The 18,517-nt window shown below is 44.1% G+C and carries 15 protein-coding genes; 10 read left to right on the top strand and 5 right to left on the bottom strand.

Translation table 11 applies throughout. The features are described 5' to 3' along the window. Positions 1-3: 3 nt before the first annotated feature. From GYO_RS23395 to GYO_RS23350, 10 genes are all read left to right on the top strand, one after another. The gene (locus tag GYO_RS23395) at positions 4-855 is read left to right on the top strand and encodes a MurR/RpiR family transcriptional regulator (protein WP_014112444.1); all 852 of its coding nucleotides are present in this window, start codon (positions 4-6) and stop codon (positions 853-855) included. Between the two features lie 25 nt (positions 856-880). Then, positions 881-2,248, top strand: a complete 1,368-nt coding sequence (locus GYO_RS23390) for a PTS transporter subunit EIIC (protein WP_014112443.1) — start codon at positions 881-883, stop codon at positions 2,246-2,248. Positions 2,249-2,303: 55 nt separating this feature from the next. Continuing rightward, the gene (amiE, locus tag GYO_RS23385) at positions 2,304-3,629 is read left to right on the top strand and encodes an N-acetylmuramoyl-L-alanine amidase (RefSeq protein WP_014112442.1); all 1,326 of its coding nucleotides are present in this window, start codon (positions 2,304-2,306) and stop codon (positions 3,627-3,629) included. A 27-nt stretch (positions 3,630-3,656) separates the two neighbouring features. Then, the gene (locus GYO_RS23380) at positions 3,657-5,585 is read left to right on the top strand and encodes a glycoside hydrolase family 3 protein (protein WP_014112441.1); all 1,929 of its coding nucleotides are present in this window, start codon (positions 3,657-3,659) and stop codon (positions 5,583-5,585) included. 13 nt (positions 5,586-5,598) lie between these two features. Next, complete coding sequence (locus GYO_RS23375) at positions 5,599-6,843, top strand: exo-beta-N-acetylmuramidase NamZ family protein (RefSeq protein WP_014112440.1); 1,245 nt, start codon at positions 5,599-5,601, stop codon at positions 6,841-6,843. 189 nt (positions 6,844-7,032) lie between these two features. After that, positions 7,033-8,622, top strand: coding sequence for a bacillibactin transport transcriptional regulator Btr (gene btr, locus GYO_RS23370; RefSeq protein WP_014112438.1), 1,590 nt, complete (start codon positions 7,033-7,035; stop codon positions 8,620-8,622). A gap of 90 nt (positions 8,623-8,712) precedes the next feature. Then, on the top strand, positions 8,713-9,666 hold the full coding sequence (gene feuA, locus GYO_RS23365) for an iron ABC transporter substrate-binding protein FeuA (protein ID WP_014112437.1): 954 nt from the start codon (positions 8,713-8,715) through the stop codon (positions 9,664-9,666). 18 nt (positions 9,667-9,684) lie between these two features. Then, entirely contained in the window at positions 9,685-10,689 is a 1,005-nt protein-coding gene (locus tag GYO_RS23360) for a FecCD family ABC transporter permease (protein ID WP_014112436.1), read from the top strand. Next, the gene (feuC, locus tag GYO_RS23355; RefSeq protein ID WP_014112435.1) at positions 10,682-11,692 is read left to right on the top strand and encodes an iron ABC transporter permease FeuC; all 1,011 of its coding nucleotides are present in this window, start codon (positions 10,682-10,684) and stop codon (positions 11,690-11,692) included. The genes GYO_RS23360 and feuC overlap by 8 nt, the downstream gene beginning before the upstream one ends. Next, positions 11,689-12,435, top strand: a complete 747-nt coding sequence (locus GYO_RS23350; RefSeq protein ID WP_014112434.1) for an alpha/beta hydrolase — start codon at positions 11,689-11,691, stop codon at positions 12,433-12,435. The genes feuC and GYO_RS23350 overlap by 4 nt, the downstream gene beginning before the upstream one ends. A 15-nt stretch (positions 12,436-12,450) precedes the next feature. Here the strand turns inward: GYO_RS23350 and GYO_RS23345 are convergent, their stop codons facing one another. From GYO_RS23345 to GYO_RS23325, 5 genes are all read right to left on the bottom strand, one after another. Next, entirely contained in the window at positions 12,451-13,371 is a 921-nt protein-coding gene (locus GYO_RS23345) for a bile acid:sodium symporter family protein (RefSeq protein WP_072181801.1), read from the bottom strand. A 143-nt stretch (positions 13,372-13,514) separates the two neighbouring features. After that, positions 13,515-14,951 carry a SulP family inorganic anion transporter gene (locus GYO_RS23340; RefSeq protein ID WP_014112432.1) on the bottom strand — a complete coding sequence of 479 codons (1,437 nt, stop codon included), beginning with the start codon at positions 14,949-14,951 and terminating at the stop codon, positions 13,515-13,517. Positions 14,952-15,189: 238 nt separating this feature from the next. Next, positions 15,190-16,236, bottom strand: a complete 1,047-nt coding sequence (locus tag GYO_RS23335; protein ID WP_014112431.1) for a zinc-dependent alcohol dehydrogenase — start codon at positions 16,234-16,236, stop codon at positions 15,190-15,192. Next, entirely contained in the window at positions 16,211-17,161 is a 951-nt protein-coding gene (locus GYO_RS23330) for an inositol monophosphatase family protein (RefSeq protein ID WP_014112430.1), read from the bottom strand. The genes GYO_RS23335 and GYO_RS23330 overlap by 26 nt, the downstream gene beginning before the upstream one ends. Next, entirely contained in the window at positions 17,158-18,426 is a 1,269-nt protein-coding gene (locus tag GYO_RS23325; protein ID WP_014112429.1) for an aspartate aminotransferase family protein, read from the bottom strand. The genes GYO_RS23330 and GYO_RS23325 overlap by 4 nt, the downstream gene beginning before the upstream one ends. Positions 18,427-18,517: the final 91 nt, after the last annotated feature.

The following is an 18,517-nucleotide window of genomic DNA, read 5'->3' as shown; positions in this document are numbered from 1 at the left end:
AGAATGGCAACAGGCGGTTTAGCGATCATCCAATCAATGAAGCACAAGCTCCCTCCATCCGAGCGTAAACTTGCAGATTACATCCTAACTCATCCCCACAAAGCTATAGAAAGCACTGTCAGTGAAATCAGTGCCTTAGCCAATTCAAGTGACGCTGCCGTCATCAGGCTCTGCAAATCACTCGGACTAAAGGGATTTCAAGATTTAAAAATGAGAGTGGCAGGCGATCTGGCAAAGCCAGCTGTACAAGGCTATCGGGACATTGCGCCTCACGAACCGCTGTCCTCCATTTCTGAAAAAGCGGCCGGCAATGCCATTCAAGCCATTCAGGATACTTCAGACCTGATGGACTACAAAGAGCTTGAACGAGCGGTTTCTCTGCTTCTCAAAGCTCAAACCGTGCATTTTATCGGGGTCGGGGCTTCCGGCATTGTCGCCAAGGACGCCCAGCAAAAGTGGCTTCGCATTCATAAACAAGCAACCGCGTTCACAGACACTCATCTTGTGGCATCATTAATCGCAAATGCAGATAAGGATGACATCGTATTCGCTATTTCGTTTTCGGGAGAGACGCAGGAAATCATTGAACTGCTCACGATGGCTAAGGAAAAAGGCATCACAACGATCAGTCTGACACAATTCAGCCAGACATCCGTCTCCGCGCTGGCTGATGTCCCGTTGTACACAGCGCACTCCAACGAAGCCCTGATTCGAAGTGCAGCCACTTCCTCCCGCCTCGCCCAGCTTTTTATGATTGATGTTTTGTTTTTAGGCATGGCGGCTGAGCAGTATGAAGAAACAACCGGCTATATCGATAAAACGAGAGCAGCCATACAATCTATGAGAAAAAAATAAGGCATCTGGAAGAGGAGGGGTTTTGATGAGCAAAGAAAATAACTACGATCATCTCGCAAAGAAAATCCTTGAACTATGCGGAGGAAAATCCAATATTTCCTCGTATACGCATTGCATGACACGCCTGCGTATTACGCCTTACGATGAAAGCAAAGCAGATGCTCAGGCTTTAAGAGAGCTTGACGGCGTATTGGGGGTCGTCGAAGCTGAAACCATACAAATCATCCTCGGCACAGGAGTCGTCAACCATGTCACAGCCGCTTTCTCAAAACTTGTTTCAGCTGAAGAAGGTGTCGACGTCAAAGAAGCTGCGGCCAAAAAGAAAGCCGACATAAACCGAAAAAACGCCACTCCTTTTAAACTTTTCTTGCGTAAAATTGCCAGCATCTTTATCCCTCTTATTCCCGCACTCGTCGCTTCCGGTTTAATCACTGGGATTACCAAAGCAATCATTCAAGCCGGCTGGCTCTCTGCAGAATCACAAACCGCTGTTATCCTGACAGTCATCGGATCAGGATTGTTCACTTATCTCGGCATTCTCGTCGGCATTAATGCATCGAAAGAATTTGGCGGGACACCCGCTCTTGGAGCTCTGGCGGGGATCTTGATTATGAATCCGGAGATCGCAAAGATCAGTTTATTCGGAGAACAGCTTCTTCCGGGCAGGGGAGGTCTGATCGGAGTTCTTTTCGCAGCCATATTCATTGCTTACACCGAACAATTTATCCGCCGTTTTATTCCTCAATCACTTGATATCATTGTCACCCCAACCGTTTCACTGTTAATCACCGGAATCGTAACGTATGTCATATTTATGCCTTTAGGCGGCTTCATTTCTGATGCTATTACATCCGGCCTTCTGTCCATCCTGGACATCGGCGGCATCGCTGCAGGCTTTATTCTGGGCGCTACCTTCCTACCTCTCGTCGTGACCGGACTGCATCAAGGCTTGACGCCTGTGCACATGGAACTGATCAATTCAATCGGCAATGATCCTCTGCTTCCTATTTTGGCTATGGGAGGCGCGGGACAGGTAGGCGCCGCCTTTGCCATCTTTGTGAAAACAAAAAAATCAACATTGAGGAAAGCAATCGCCGGTGGGCTTCCGTCGGGGCTGCTTGGTATTGGTGAACCGCTTATTTTCGGAGTCACGCTGCCACTTGGCCGTCCGTTTTTAACAGCGTGCTTAGGTGCTGGAATCGGCGGCGCCTTTCAAGCTTATTTTCAGGTAGCCACCATTGCCATTGGTGTTTCCGGGCTGCCGCTTTCCTTTCTCGTCCTGTCTTCGCAAATCATCCTATATATTATCGGACTCTTTATTTCCTATGCGGCCGGCTTTTTATTGACCTATGCATTCGGATATAAAGAAGAAATGGCTTCTCAGTTCGATTAAATGGTTTCTGTTTCAGGGATAGTAAACGGATAGAAGCACGGAAAGGAGCAAGCCAGTGAAAACAAAGATACTGTTCTTATTCAGTGCCATTTTCACCCTATCTATATTGACGCCAAATGAAACCTTCGCGCAAACAGCAGACAACTTGGTTGAGCCGAAAACCATAAATGCAGAAACTGCACAATTCTCGTCGAAGAAACTAAGGAAGGTTGATCAGATGATAGAACGGGATATTGCAGCAGGATTTCCAGGCGCCGTTCTTGTCGTCGTGAAGGATGGCCGCATCATAAAAAAAGAAGCATACGGCTACAGTAAAAAGTACGAAGGATCAGAACTGCTGAGCCGTCCGGCAAAAATGAAAACCCGCACGATGTTTGACTTGGCCTCAAATACAAAAATGTACGCAACTAATTTTGCATTGCAGCGCTTAGTCAGCCAAGGAAAACTCGATGTTCATGAAAAGGTTTCTGCATATTTGCCAGATTTCAAGGATCAGCCGGGAGACCTTATTAAAGGAAAAGACAAGATTCGAGTCATTGATGTCCTCCAGCACCAATCAGGACTCCCCTCAAGCTTTTACTTTTACACGCCGGAAAAAGCCGGGATGTACTATTCTCAGGAGCGGGACAAAACGATTGAATATTTAACGAAAATTCCGCTCGATTATCAAACAGGAACAAAACACGTATACAGTGACATTGGATATATGCTCCTCGGCTGTATTGTCGAAAAACTCACAGGCAAACCGCTTGATGTCTACGCGGAGCAAGAGCTCTACAAGCCGTTGAAGCTGAAGCATACCTTGTACAATCCGCTGCAAAAAGGCTTTAAACCAAAGCAGTTCGCAGCTACTGAACGTATGGGCAATACACGGGACGGCGTTATTCATTTCCCTAGCATCCGTACAAACACGCTGCAAGGAGAAGTGCATGACGAAAAAGCGTTTTACTCAATGGATGGCGTGTCTGGCCATGCCGGATTGTTCTCAAATGCAGATGATATGGCCATTCTGCTGCAGGTCATGTTAAACAAAGGATCATACCGAAACGTTTCTTTATTTGATCAGAAAACAACCGACCTATTTACAGCACCTTCAGCAACAGATCCGACATTCGCTCTTGGCTGGCGTCGAAACGGAAGTAAAAGCATGGAATGGATGTTTGGCCCTTATGCCAGCGAAAATGCTTACGGACATACCGGCTGGACAGGGACAGTTACTATCATTGATCCAACATACAATTTAGGCATTGCCTTATTAACAAACAAAAAGCATTCACCAGTTGCTGATCCAGAGGAAAATCCAAATGTGTTTGAGGGGGATCAATTTCCAACAGGCAGTTATGGGAGCGTCATTACCGCGATCTATGAAGCGATGGAATGAATGATTCGACGATAGGAGGAAGTTTATATGAAACCTGTATTTCCGCTTATCCTTTCAGCCGTTCTCTTTCTTTCATGTTTTTTTGGCACCAGTCAGACAAAAGCCGCTTCATCCAGCGGCTCAGCCGACGCCAAGCAGATTGTCAATCACATGACGTTAGATGAAAAACTCGGCCAGATGCTGATGCCAGATTTCAGAAATTGGCAAAAGGAAGGCGAGTCCTCTCCGCAAGCCCTTACAGAAATGAATGAGGAAGTCGCCGGCCTTATCAAGAAGTATCAATTCGGCGGCGTCATCCTTTTTGCAGAAAATGTAAAAACAACGAGGCAAACTGTACAGCTGACAGACGCTTACCAAAAGGCGAGCCCTAAAATCCCGCTCATGCTGAGTATTGATCAGGAAGGCGGCATCGTAACGAGATTAGGGGAGGGCACTAATTTCCCAGGGAATATGGCGCTAGGCGCAGCCAGAAGCAGAATCAATGCCTATCAGACCGGCACCCTTATTGGAAAGGAGCTCTCTGCCTTAGGCATTAATACAGATTTTAGCCCTGTAATGGACATTAATAATAATCCTGATAATCCGGTAATCGGCGTACGGTCATTCAGCTCTAATCGAGAACTGACAGCACGACTCGGTTTATATACGATGAAGGGTTTGCAGCGGCAAGATATCGCCTCTGCCCTCAAACATTTCCCGGGACATGGAGACACTGACGTTGACAGCCATTACGGATTGCCGCTTGTTTCCCATAGCCAAGAACGGCTTCGTGAGGTCGAGCTCTATCCTTTTCAAAGAGCAATCGATGACGGTGCTGATATGGTGATGACAGCACACGTTCAATTTCCTGCCTTTGACGACACCACATACAAAAGCAAACTCGATGGATCGGACATTCTGGTGCCGGCTACACTCTCGAAAAAAGTGATGACAGGTCTTCTTCGTCAGGAAATGGGCTTTAATGGCGTCATCATTACTGACGCTCTCAATATGAAAGCAATCGCAGATCATTTCGGCCAGGAAGAGGCTGTAGTCATGGCTATAAAAGCCGGTGTCGATATTGCATTAATGCCTGCCTCAGTTACTTCTCTGAAAGAAGAACAGAAATACGCACGTGTTATTCAAGCTTTAAAAGAAGCAGTGAAAAACGGAGACATTCCTGAACATCAAATCAACAAATCGGTTGAAAGAATCATTTCCCTGAAAATAAAACGCGGTATGTATCCAGATCGAAACGACGACAGCATAAAAGAAAAAATAGCCAAAGCCCAGAAAATCGTAGGAAGCAAGCGTCACCTGAAAGCGGAGAAAAAAATAGCTGAAAAAGCAGTGACGGTATTAAAAAATGAACAGCACACCTTGCCGTTCAAGCCTAAAAAAGACAGCCGAATCTTAATTGTCGCGCCCTACGAAGAACAAACTGCTTCAATTGAACAAACCATTCGCGATCTCGTCAAGCGAAAGAAAATCAAACCCGTGTCCCTCAGCAAAATGAATTTTGCCAACCAAGTATTTAATGCCGAGCATGAAAAACAAGTAAAAGAGGCTGATTATATCATTACCGGCTCCTATGTCGTGAAAAATGACCCTGTCGTCAACGACGGTGTCATCGACGATACCATATCAGATTCAAGCAAGTGGGCCACCGTATTTCCGAGAGCTGTGATGAAAGCCGCACTGCAGCACAACAAACCATTTGTCTTAATGAGCCTTCGCAACCCATATGATGCCGCCAATTTTGAAGAAGCTAAGGCACTCATTGCTGTCTATGGCTTTAAAGGATACGCGAATGGCCGTTATCTACAACCAAATATTCCCGCCGGAGTTATGGCGATATTCGGCCAGGCAAAACCTAAAGGCACACTTCCAGTTGACATTCCGTCAGTCACGAAACCGGGAGACATCCTTTATCCATATGGCTACGGATTAAATATCAAAACGGGAAAACCGCTCTAATAAGGAGGGACACATGAGAAAAACAACATTCGCTTTTCTCACAGGGCTCATGATGATTGGAACGATAACAGCTGCCTCAGCATCACCCGATTCTAAAAATCAAACGGCTAAAAAACCTAAAGTCCAGACCGGCATAGACACGCTTTTCCCGGATTATAAAAAACAGCTCAAGGGAAAACGAATCGGATTGATCACCAATCCAACCGGCGTAAACGCATCTCTGAAAAGCAGTGTCGATATTCTTTACGAGAACCCTGATATCAAACTAACAGCTTTATTCGGTCCTGAACACGGCGTCCGCGGCGACGCTCAGGCGGGAGACGAAGTCGGCTCTTACATTGATGAAAAAACCGGGATTCCCGTATATAGCCTTTACGGAAAAACGAAGAAACCGACTCCAGAGATGCTGAAAAATGTCGATGTTCTTATGTTTGACATTCAGGATGTCGGGACCCGTTACTACACGTACATTTATACAATGGCATACGCAATGGAAGCCGCTAAAGAAAACGGCATTCCTTTTATGGTGCTGGACCGCCCGAATCCTCAAGGCGGGAGTCATATTGAAGGACCAGTCTTAGAACCTGAATACGCCTCATTTGTCGGACTGTATCCCATTCCGTTAAAGCATGGAATGACCATAGGCGAATTGGCTTTACTGTTCAACAAGGAATTTGACATCGATGCCGATCTGAAAGTGGTGAAAATGAAACACTGGAAACGAAAAATGGATTTTAACGATACCCGACTGCCTTTCGTCCTCCCTTCACCTAACATGCCGACGGTGGAGAGCACATTTGTTTATCCTGCAACCGGGCTGATTGAAGGAACAAATCTATCCGAAGGGCGAGGTACAACAAAGCCATTCGAATTGATTGGGGCTCCCTTTATCAAAAGTACAGAGCTTGAAGAAACATTAAACAGCCTCAATCTGCCGGGCGTGACATTCAGGGCAGCTTCCTTTACGCCGACATTTTCTAAACATCAAGGAACGCTTTGCCACGGTGTGCAGCTCTATGTGACAGACAGAGAAAAGTTTGAAGCGGTTAAAACAGGACTGTCACTCATTAAAACAATACACGACCTCTATCCTGAACATTTTGAGTTCCTATCAACAGGTTCATTTGATAAACTGGCAGGCAACGGCTGGATCAGGACAAAAATAGAAAACGGTGCATCTATTGAAGACATCATAGATAGCTATGAAAAACCACTCCAACAATTCAGCAAAACAAGAAAGAAATATCTTATCTATTAAGACGTAAGCATCGTATGTTACACGTGTAACATTTTCTTACCGAACAAAAGACCCTTACTTTTATATCTGAGTAAGGGGTTTTTTCATGACAAAAACCCACCCGCTTTATATAGGAAAACTTTCATTTATTTGGTACAATTTTATTGAAAATGATTATCAATTGAATGTTTCTGAAAAGGTGGTCTACTCTTGCAACATACAGTGATTTATCATCCCATACAAATTGAATATCTAAAAACATCAAGTGATCTCTTCTCAGAGCAGCAATTAGCCGATTCATTCGTGCTGATCTTTCATTTAAAAGGAAACGGCCATATTTCAATCGGAACAAACATCAGCCCTCTGCAAAAAAAGACACTTTATGTTTGTCCGCCTAACGAGACCTTTGGCTTTACGCCTGCAGCCGAAGGTCATATAGATGCCTGTCTGATCAGGCTTCAAAGCTATGTCAAGGAAACCGGGCAAGATATCTTAACACCTTGTACAGAAACGGAATTAGCCAAACTGAAGCTTGTGAATATTTCACATATAGAAAATCTTGCAGTCCGGCTTCAAGAGCTTGCAGTGCTATGGAATGAATCGTCTCAGCTTTCTCAGCTAAAATGTGTGATTGAAGTACAAAGCCTGATTTATGACCTCTTTACTGCCAGTTTATCTGACCAGACGGATACACATTCAGCAATCGAAAAAACAAAACAATACATCGAAACCCATGCCGATACAAAAATTACACTTGCTCAGCTGTCGCAAATGGCAGGAATCAGCGCTAAACACTACAGCGAAAGTTTTAAAAAATGGACAGGTCAGAGCGTAACAGAGTTCATCACAAAAACGCGAATCACCCGAGCAAAACGGCTCATGGCAAGATCAAACTGCAAATTGAAGGAAATTGCCCACCAAACAGGCTATCAAGATGAATTTTATTTCAGCAGAATCTTTAAAAAGCATACAGGCTGTTCACCTACAAGCTATATGAAAAAACGCCGAAAAAAAATTGCTGCATACGGAAGGGGCACAATGGGCCATCTCATCCCTCTGAATCACATACCGTTTGCGGCCGCGCTGCATCCAAAATGGACGTCCTACTACTATCAGCATTATTCGACAGATATACCCGTCCAGCTCAGCGCATACCGGTTTAATGAAAAGTGGGAAGAAAACCTGAACACGTTATCTCAGACTGAACCAGATGTGATTTTCAGCATGGATTCTATTTCTCCAGAAGAACAAAATTGCCTGAATCGCATCGCAGAAGTCATTTACCTTCCTTCAGAAGAAAGCTGGAGAACTCACTTTCTGCAAACTGCCTCATTCTTAAAGGAAGAGTCTGAAGCAGAAAAGTGGCTCACAGCTTATGACCAGCAGGCGGCGGCCGCCAAAAAAACACTTCAGCACACCCAAGAGCTGCGTTTTCTCTTTCTGAGGCTGCATAAGCAAAACTTCTATCTGGCACATACTCGAAGCGTCCGTGAAGTCTTCTTCGGAGATTTAGGATTTTGTTCGGCAAAAATGGAAGACAAGTCTTCAGATCAAGCCATTTCGTTAGAAAATATCGCAAATTACCAAGCTGACTGCATAATGCTTTTTCTATTTAAAGAGCCTGAAACCATTGCTTATTACCAGCAATTGCTACAGACAGAGGCGTGGCAAAACCTAAGCGCGGTACGGAATAACCGTGTTTATCTTCTATCCTTTGACCCTTGGAATGAATACTCAGCTTGCGGGCACGAACGGATCGTTCAGCAAACCATTTCTTTACTATCCGGTGATTGTCCATGATAAATTTGGAATTTGTCCATGGTGTTATATCTGTTCATTCTCTATAATTCCAATTGATAATAGTTATCAATTGAACAGGAGGCTTTATAGATGAAAAAGATATCTCTTACCTTATTAATCTTGCTTCTCGCGCTGACGGCGGCAGCTTGCGGCAGCAAAAATGATTCGACTGCCAGCAAGGCAAGCGGCACAGCGTCTGAGAAGAAGAAAATTGAATACCTGGATAAAACATATGAAGTAACTGTACCGACAGACAAAATTGCCATTACGGGAAGCGTAGAATCAATGGAAGACGCGAAACTGCTTGACGTTCATCCGCAAGGCGCGATTTCATTCTCCGGCAAATTCCCTGATATGTTCAAAGACATCACTGATAAAGCCGAAGCAACCGGAGAAAAAATGGAGCCAAACATTGAAAAGATTCTTGAAATGAAGCCAGATGTAATCCTTGCTTCAACAAAGTTTCCGGAAAAAACGCTGCAAAAAATCAGCACAGCCGGCACGACAATCCCAGTTTCTCATATCTCTTCAAACTGGAAGGAAAACATGATGCTGCTTGCCCAGCTGACTGGAAAAGAGAAAAAGGCGAAAAAAATCATTGCAGACTATGAACAGGATCTAAAAGAAACAAAAACAAAAATCAACGAAAAAGCAAAAGATTCAAAAGCGCTTGTCATTAGAATCAGACAAGGCAACATTTACATTTACCCTGAACAGGTGTACTTCAACTCCACACTATATGGTGATTTAGGCCTTAAAGCGCCGGACGAAGTAAAAGCTGCAAAAGCTCAAGAGCTGATTTCATTAGAAAAATTGAGTGAAATGAATCCGGACCATATCTTCGTCCAATTTTCTGATGATGAAAATGCAGACAAACCTGATGCCTTAAAAGATTTAGAGAAAAATCCAATCTGGAAAAGCCTTAAAGCAGTCAAGGAAGATCATGTGTACGTCAACTCAGTGGATCCTCTCGCACAAGGCGGCACAGCTTGGAGCAAAGTCCGCTTCCTGAAAGCGGCTACTGAAAAATTGACACAAAACTAATTCAGAGTAGGTTTTTGTATGTATTCAAAACAGTGGACACGTATCATATTGATTACTTCTCCATTTGCTATTGCACTGTCGCTGCTGCTTTCGATCCTATATGGCGCAAAGCATCTAAGCACAGATATTGTTTTTACATCTCTTATTCATTTTGATCCGGGAAATACAGACCATCAAATTATATGGCATTCCCGGATTCCAAGGGCTGCCGGCGCTCTGCTCATAGGGGCAGCCCTTGCTGTTTCTGGAGCGCTTATGCAAGGCATTACGCGTAATTATTTAGCTTCGCCCTCCATTATGGGCGTTTCGGATGGTTCCGCGTTTATCATCACGCTTTGTATGGTTCTGCTTCCGCAATCGTCTTCGTTTGAAATGATCATTTACTCTTTTATCGGCTCAGCATTAGGAGCTGTGTTAGTATTCAGCCTTGCCGCCATGATGCCTAACGGGTTTTCCCCCGTACAGCTTGCCATCATCGGCACAGTCACAAGCATGCTGCTCAGCAGTTTATCAGCGGCCATGTCGATATATTTTCAAATTTCACAGGATCTCAGTTTCTGGTACAGCGCCAGACTTCACCAAATGAGTCCGGATTTCCTGAAGCTAGCCGCTCCGTTTTTCCTAATTGGCATTGTAATGGCCATTTGTCTCAGCAAAAAGGTGACCGCTGTATCATTAGGCGACGACATTTCTAAAAGTCTGGGGCAAAAGAAAAAGACCATTAAAATCATGGCGATGCTTTCAGTCATCATTTTAACTGGCAGTGCAGTAGCGCTGGCCGGAAAAATTGCGTTTGTCGGATTGGTTGTTCCGCATATCACGCGATTTCTCGTCGGCTCTGATTACAGCAGGCTGATTCCGTGTTCCTGCATCTTGGGCGGAGTCTTTTTAACCCTATGTGATCTGGCAAGCAGATTTATCAATTACCCGTTTGAAACACCGATTGAAGTCGTGACATCCATTATCGGCGTGCCTTTCTTCCTTTATTTGATTAAACGAAAAGGAGGGGAGCAAAATGGCTAAAAAATATGCCGTGTTCATCGCTTTGATTCTCGTTGTCAGCTATTTCAGCTTAACGAGCGGATCATTTTCTGTTCGTCCGGCTGAGCTGCTCTCCACTCTTTTTCAGATTGATCCGAATCCGCAGTATGAAATTTTGCTGTTCGATTTAAGACTGCCGCGGGTTGTCATGGCAGCTATTATCGGACTCGGTCTTGGCATTGCAGGCGCCGTCATCCAAGCCATCACACGTAACGGACTTGCAGACCCGGGAATTCTCGGAATTAACGCAGGAGCGGGAGCCGGGATTGTCGCGTTTATGCTATTGTTCCAAGGCCAGAAAGAAGTAACATCCATAGCTGCGGCGATGGGAATGCCGATCTTCGGATTGATAGGCGGACTGATTGCGGCGATCCTGATATACATATTTGCATGGCACAGAGGCAATTTAGATTCAGGAAGAATTATTCTGGTAGGAATCGCAATCAATTCAGGATTCAGCGCCCTGTCTTTGTTTTTATCATTAAAAATGGACCCGCAAGACTATCAAATGGCCATGGTGTGGAAAAACGGAAGCATCTGGTCTGCCAACTGGACGTATATCACAGCCGTTCTCCCATGGATGCTGCTGTTTATACCCATTCTTATCGCAAAATCCCGCTTGCTCGACACCATTCGTTTTGATGAAGATACAGTCAGAAGCCTGGGTATTTCATCAAATAAAGAAAAAACCATCCTGCTCGTCGCTTGCGTAGCAATCATCAGCGCATGTGTCTCCGTAGCAGGCAGCATGGCGTTTGTCGGCTTAATCGCTCCCCATATTTCACGGAGACTGGCTGGTGTCGAACACCGTGACATCCTGCCACTGAGCGGTTTAATCGGCATGCTGCTTGTGATAGGCGCAGACTTTGCCGGAAAACTGTTTTTCCAGCCCGCGGAAGTGCCCGCAGGCATCATATTAGCGATCCTCGGTGTTCCTTATTTCTTATATCTGCTTTTCAAGCAAAAAAAGGGGGAGAATGCTTGAACGGATCTCTTTCAGAGCATAAAGCCGGCAAAAGGAAGTTCACGCTGTACCTCCCTCCTTCCTACAGCCCAGACAGCAGGAGATTTCCTGCTGTTTACGTGCAAGATGGCAGTTCTTTGTTTCACGGCCAAATCGAATTATTAGAAAGCACATTCCAACAGCGAAGGCTCCCTGAGCTCGTACTGATTGGTATAGAATCCGAAAACCGGCTGGATGAATACACCCCTTGGCCGGCTGCATCACTCAGTGATCGGTTCCCGGACTTCGGAGGCATAGGATATGACTATCTGTCTGACATAACAAACCGGTTCATTCCGTTTATCGAAGAAAATTGGAACGTCACCAGAGAACCGCAATTAAGAGGAATGATAGGTGCCTCATTAGGCGGCCTCATTTCATTGTTTTCCTTATTAAAGTATCCATCTGTTTTTGGAAAAATAGGCTCTATCTCAGGCTCCTACTGGTATGAGAACGCACTGGAAACCATTCATTTATCTTCTTTAGAGCCCGGTACTGCATGTGTTTTTATGTCTGTCGGCAGTGAAGAAGGCCGTGAAAAACAATCCATTCAGCGACATATGCTGCAGAATACAAAGCAAGTGCATCAAAGCTTAAAAGAAAAAGGCTTCACTGAAGATCAGCTATGTCTTTCAATTGAAAAAGGGGCGGTGCACCACCACAAGTACTTCTGCCAACAGTTCATCATCGCGCTCGAATGGCTATACGGAAAAAACCGCTCATAGAATTGAGCGGTTTTTTCATGCTTTCTGCAATACAGGTTTTAATTCAAAACGATTCAGCATATAGCCAAACAAAGCAGCCAGTATCTGCTGAAACAGCATGCCGATCACTACCGGAACGGCAACCTGAGACGGAAAGAACGTAACGGCAAGAACTGCGCCGGCACTGATATTTCTCATGCCTCCTGTAAAAATAAGAGATACAATTTCCTCCTGGCGCCTTTTCATCATTTTTCCGATGAGCCAAGCAGCGGCATAGCCTGTTAACGCGATAAAGAAAACCGTCGCCGCTATTCCTACGAATCTCAAATCAACGGCTTTGAAATAAGGGGCAATCGCAGAACTGTTAATTGCAATCACTGCCATCAGGCAAAGCTTTGAAAAAGGAGACAGCGCACTACTCACAGATGCGGTTCTTTCTGGAGATGACATCTGGTTAAACAGCATACCCAGGAAAGAAGGAATCACAACCATCACAATCAGCCCCTTCATCATTCCCCACACATCCATATGAACCTGAGCGCCGGCGAGCAATGAAAGGCTCAGCGGAACGATCAACGGCGACAGCACCGTATCAACTAAAATAATCGAAAGCGTCAAACCCACATTCCCTTTGTACATCGCTGCCCAAATCAAGCTTGTAATCCCAGTAGGAATCACAACAGCCAATGTTAGGCCAGTGATAGTCAAAGGATCGCCTTTAAAGATAAGGTGGCCGCTGCCCCAAGCAAAAAGCGGCATAAAAATATGAAGAACAAATAATGCAAGAATCATAGGGAGAGGATGAGACAATGCATGTCTCAAAGATTGAAAGTTAGCGCTCAAACTGCCTGCAAACGTAATAAAAGCAAAGATCCAAGGCACAGCGCTTTCATATCCATTTAAAAACTGAGACAGCAGCACACCCAGCACCACACTAGTTGGCGTTAAAAGCGGCATCACCCTCCCCAATATACGGTTCAGCTTCTGAAGCATCATATGCAAGTCCCCTATTTAAAAATTCTGTTCTCTCTATTATATCAATGCTGTTCAACCGTATGTTATATAAAAAAGCCCAGATCACGTTAATCTGGGCTTCTCTACTATGCCATCTGTTTCATAAGAGATTTACTCGCATTGTTTAAACCTTTTAATTCAGCTTCAATGCCCTGTTCTTTAAACTTCGCAACAATCTTATCAAGCGCTGCCGCTCCTGAATCATCCCATACGTGGGCCTCAGTTAAGTCAATCACGACTCGCTCAATATCCTCTTGATAAATAAATGCATTCATAAGATCAGTCACTGACGCAAAAAAGATTTGTCCCTTCACTTGATACGTTCTCAGCTTTTGATCCTCTGCATGAGAAACAATTTTCAGCTTAGAGATTTTTGCCACAAAGAACACGGCACTTAAGAGAACTCCGACGAATACGCCTTTAGATAAATCATCCGTTACAACAACCGTCATCACAGTCACAACCATGACAATCGAGTCTGTGAGCGGCGCTTTTTTGAGGCCTTTTAAAGAAGTCCAATCAAATGTGCCGACAGAAACCATAACCATAACAGCCACTAACGCAGCCATCGGAATCTTCACTACGACATGACTTAACACCGCAATTAAAAACATCAGAAAAGCACCGGCAACAAATGCTGACAAGCGTCCGCGTCCGCCCGCTTTTGTATTAATGACAGATTGTCCAATCATAGCGCAGCCAGCCATACCGCCAAAGAACCCAGTCACGATATTCGCAATTCCCTGCCCGCGGCTCTCTTTATTTTTGTCACTGTCTGTATCCGTCATTTCATCAATAATCTGTGCTGTCAGCAAAGATTCCAGCAATCCAACAAACGCTAAAGCAATCGAATAAGGAAAAATGATTTGCAGCGTTTCAAAGGTAAACGGAACATCAGGGATCAAGAAATGAGGCAATGAACTAGAGATATTGCCCATATCCCCGACCGTCCGCACATCCACATGGAAAGTGACCGCAATAATCGTCATCACAATAATCGCGACAAGCGGAGACGGAACCACAGTCGTAAACCTCGGCAGCACATAAATAATAACCAACGACCCGGCAAGCATCGCATACATGCTCCAAGAAGCACCTTCAAACTGAGGAAGCTGCGCAGAGAAGATAAGGATCGCCAGCGCATTCACAAACCCGATCATCACAGAACGCGGGATGAATTTCATTAATCTCGCAATTTTACTGATACCTAAAATCACCTGAATAATTCCTGTCAAAATCGTAGCCGCAAATAAATACTGAAGCCCATGATCAGCAACCAGCGACACCATAACGACCGCCATTGAGCCAGTCGCAGCTGAAATCATGCCCGGTCTGCCGCCAAAAATAGAAATAATAATGGCTATACAAAATGACGCATAAAGACCGACCATCGGATCAACACCGGCTATAATAGAAAAGCCAATTGCTTCAGGTATTAATGCTAACGCAACTAAAATGCCAGCAAGAATGTCTTTTCGGATATTCCCGAACCATTGCTGCTTTAATGTAAAACTATTATTCAAATATAACGACTCCTTTTTAAAAAATAAATCCGCACCGTATCTGTTGTATTGGGAGCTATCTTTATTTTATGGGAGAAAATGAAAAGGAAAACGATCGGAGAAAAAGGGGAAACGTTGAGTATATTGTATTGAGGCAAGGAGTTATTATACAAAGAGTATCATATTAAATTTTGATCAAATACGCAAGATGAATGTTGAAGAAAATAATGGCTCAAACTTAGTTTGAGCCATCGCTGCATTATATCATATCCGGATGAGAAACAAGAATCGTTTTAACTGCAGTAATATCTTTTCTCTCATTTGACAACGGATCTATGCCCATCAATTCATGGATGGCAGCCTCATAGTTCTCAAGCGGGGCTTTCACTGTAATCAGTTCAGAAAGCTGAGGCATGTCCGCGGCACATGATACCGCATCCTCCATAATCTGGCGAGCCTCTCCGGTTCCAACGATCGTTACGCCATTAGAAAGCAGCTGAAAAGGCCTGATTTTCATCTCATACGTATCATCAAATCCCATGGGCACAAGCCTTCCGCCCTTGTCTATTAATGGATACGCCCAATCAAGCTGATTGCCGATCGCGTCAAAAACCACATCAAATTTTCTCCCTTGATTAATGCGTCTGACCTCGTACACCGTTAAATCCTGCGGATGATAAACATAATCGGATATCAGGCCTGCCGCTTCAGTTCGGTAATCACCAACCTCAGTCGCAACGGTCAGCCTTGATAGTTTTTTCACCATCATTTGAACAAGCAGCCCGATCGGCCCCGACCCTAACACCAATACAGAATCGTCAGGTTTTATTGCAGCCCGCTCTATCACATTTAATACACAGGAAAGCGGCTCAATTAAAGTGGCTCGTTCCCATTCCATATCCTCCGGGATTTTATACATAAAACGGTCCTCGCCTACGTAATAATCGGCAAAAGTGCCATGCGCCCCTAATCCCAGCTGCCAGTCTTCAAACGTCTCACAATAACAAGTTAAACCTTTCCGGCAATAATAACACTTCCCGCAAAACTGAGTCGGATCGATTACCACGCGATCACCAGGCTTAACGTTTTTAACCTCAGGCCCCGTTTCTGTCACTACTCCAACAGATTCGTGACCCAGGATCATATTGTGAGTCGCTTGCATCTTTCCTTTTAGAACATTTAAATCCGTTCCGCAGATGCCTGTCCCGTATATTCTAACTTTCACATCGTTCATTTTTTTGATTTGAGGTTCTTCTACTTCTTGCAATTCAAGCCGATCATTAGGAGTCCAGACCAACGCTTTCATATGTCTCTTCCTTTCTGTCCCAGCGAATTTGATCCAGCAGTTTTTGATGCAGCTCCTTCGTTGACGCAGCAATGCATGACTGCTGGTTATTGTAGCTAAGATCCGTCAGAAGTGTATCATCTAAGGACTTTCCATACGCATCAGTAATGACAACTCCTGCTTTTTTCGCCAAAAACACACTTGCGGCAATATCATAAGGAAACAGATGCAGAACCTGTCCATTCCCCACATCCTGAAAATCTTTCAGCAGTGCAGGATCATCCTTTAATAAACGATTACCGATATCCACATAGGCATCCATCTGCCCTGTAATAATTCTGGAGATAGAATAAGAAGCGCTATTGAAAACAAATACGCCGCCATTATTGGCTGACTGATCAATCAAATGACCGTACGCATTAATCATCAGGTGTGCGGGGTGCCCATTAAACTCAAGGCTCCAGAACATATGTTTAATGTCTCTTACTTTGCTTAGATTCGGCAGGGTGCCGCGATAGCCTTCATAATAGATTCCCTCAGAATAAACATCCGCGTACATATAGGCACCTGTTTTCAGCTCCAGCAGAAAAGCAAATTCAATATCCTTAATTTTTGCATCAGGCTTGTATCCTGCTAATGCGATAGAAATACAAGACATTTCAAGTCCCGCAGCTGCCGGACGGGTGCCATCAATCGGATCAACGATCAAAATATATTGAGGGTTGTCTCCAAATATCTTCAGACCGCCATCTTCAGTATAAAACGCGACTGACTCCTCTTTGCTTTTCACATATTCCAGTACAGCGTTCTCAGCGGCGGCATCAATGTTAAACTGTGCATCACCACCGGGGGAATATCCATTAACTAACCGGTTTTTCAGTGTTCCTTTCTGTCCCTTCACTTCTTCATAAACAAATTTTCCGAGCTCTATAATATATTCTTTCACTTGATATCCTCCAATAGCTTACGAAGTTTAAAACAAAGCACCTCAGCCTCACTTAGCGTAATCGTGAGAGGCGGACGGATTTTAAATACATTTCCGAATCCGTAACGGGAAGTCCGTAAAATTAATCCATAATCCATAGCCCGCTTGGCAATATAATTGGTCAGCTCTACATCAGGCTCATTATTCTCTTTTACAATTTCAACACCGATCATCAAACCTACGCCTCTGACGTCAGCAATAAATGTAAATTCTTTCTTCATATGCTCTAAGGAATCCATAATGTACTTCCCGACAATTGTTACATTTTCTAAGAAGCCCGGCCTCTGCATAATTTCGATTGTCTTACAAGCAGCTGCAGAAGCCATCACATTCGAGCCATAAGTAAATGAGTGATTGTGGCCGGCTAATCCCGTGTATTTTTCCTCTGTCAGGGTGGCTGCAACCTGGAATCCCGTGCCGCCCAACCCTTTCGCGACAGTCATCATATTCGGTTTCACATCAAAGTAATCAGCGGCAAACATCTTGCCTGTCCTGCCGAATCCAGTTTGAATTTCATCAAAAATAAGTGCGATATCATGCTCATCACAGAGCTTTCGTAATTGCTTAAAGTACTCCTTAGGCGGAACGATATTCCCTCCGTTACCGGAGATCGGTTCAATAATCATCGCAGCAATTTTTCCGTTACTTGCATATTCGATAAAATCATTAATTCTTTCTACACAAAGCATTCCGCATGAATCTGGTTTCTGATTGTAAAAACAACGGTTGCAATAGGGGTCAGGCACCTGCAAGCCAAAAGAAAACTGAGGGGGGAAGGGCTCTCTTCGAAATGAATTTCCGGATAACGCAGACATCATGTACGTTTGGCCAAGGTGGCTTCGGAATAAAGAAATGACATCTGTTTTTCCAGAATAATTCTGAGCCATTTTAATAGCTCCTTCATTTGCGGCAGAGCCGCTGCTGACTTTAGGGTGAACTTTAGTGAGATTGTCGGGGGAGATTTCTACAAGTTTTTCAGCTAGTTTATTAACGGCATTGGTTTGGTAGGAAGAAGTGACATGTATAAGCTGGTCAGCCTGTTCTTTGACTGTATCAATAACTTCCTTATTGGTATAACCCAAATTCAAGTTGAAAGTAGCAGAGGCACAATCAATATACTCATTGCCCTCTGAATCGTACAAATAGATGCCTTCACCTCTTTCCATTACAACGTCATCTACTTTGTAATACAAACTGTCTGGATTCGTAATTTCTTTAGTCCCCACTAACAACACCCCTATTCAATAAAATATGTAAAACTCGTTAATCATCGTATAAATTCTAGAAATTAATGTCAACTAGATAAATAGTAAAATT

Source organism: Bacillus spizizenii TU-B-10, from assembly GCF_000227465.1.
Classification (GTDB): domain Bacteria; phylum Bacillota; class Bacilli; order Bacillales; family Bacillaceae; genus Bacillus; species Bacillus spizizenii.
The sequence above is the reverse complement of the archived record's forward strand: the minus strand, read 5'-3'. Positions and strand labels throughout refer to the sequence as shown.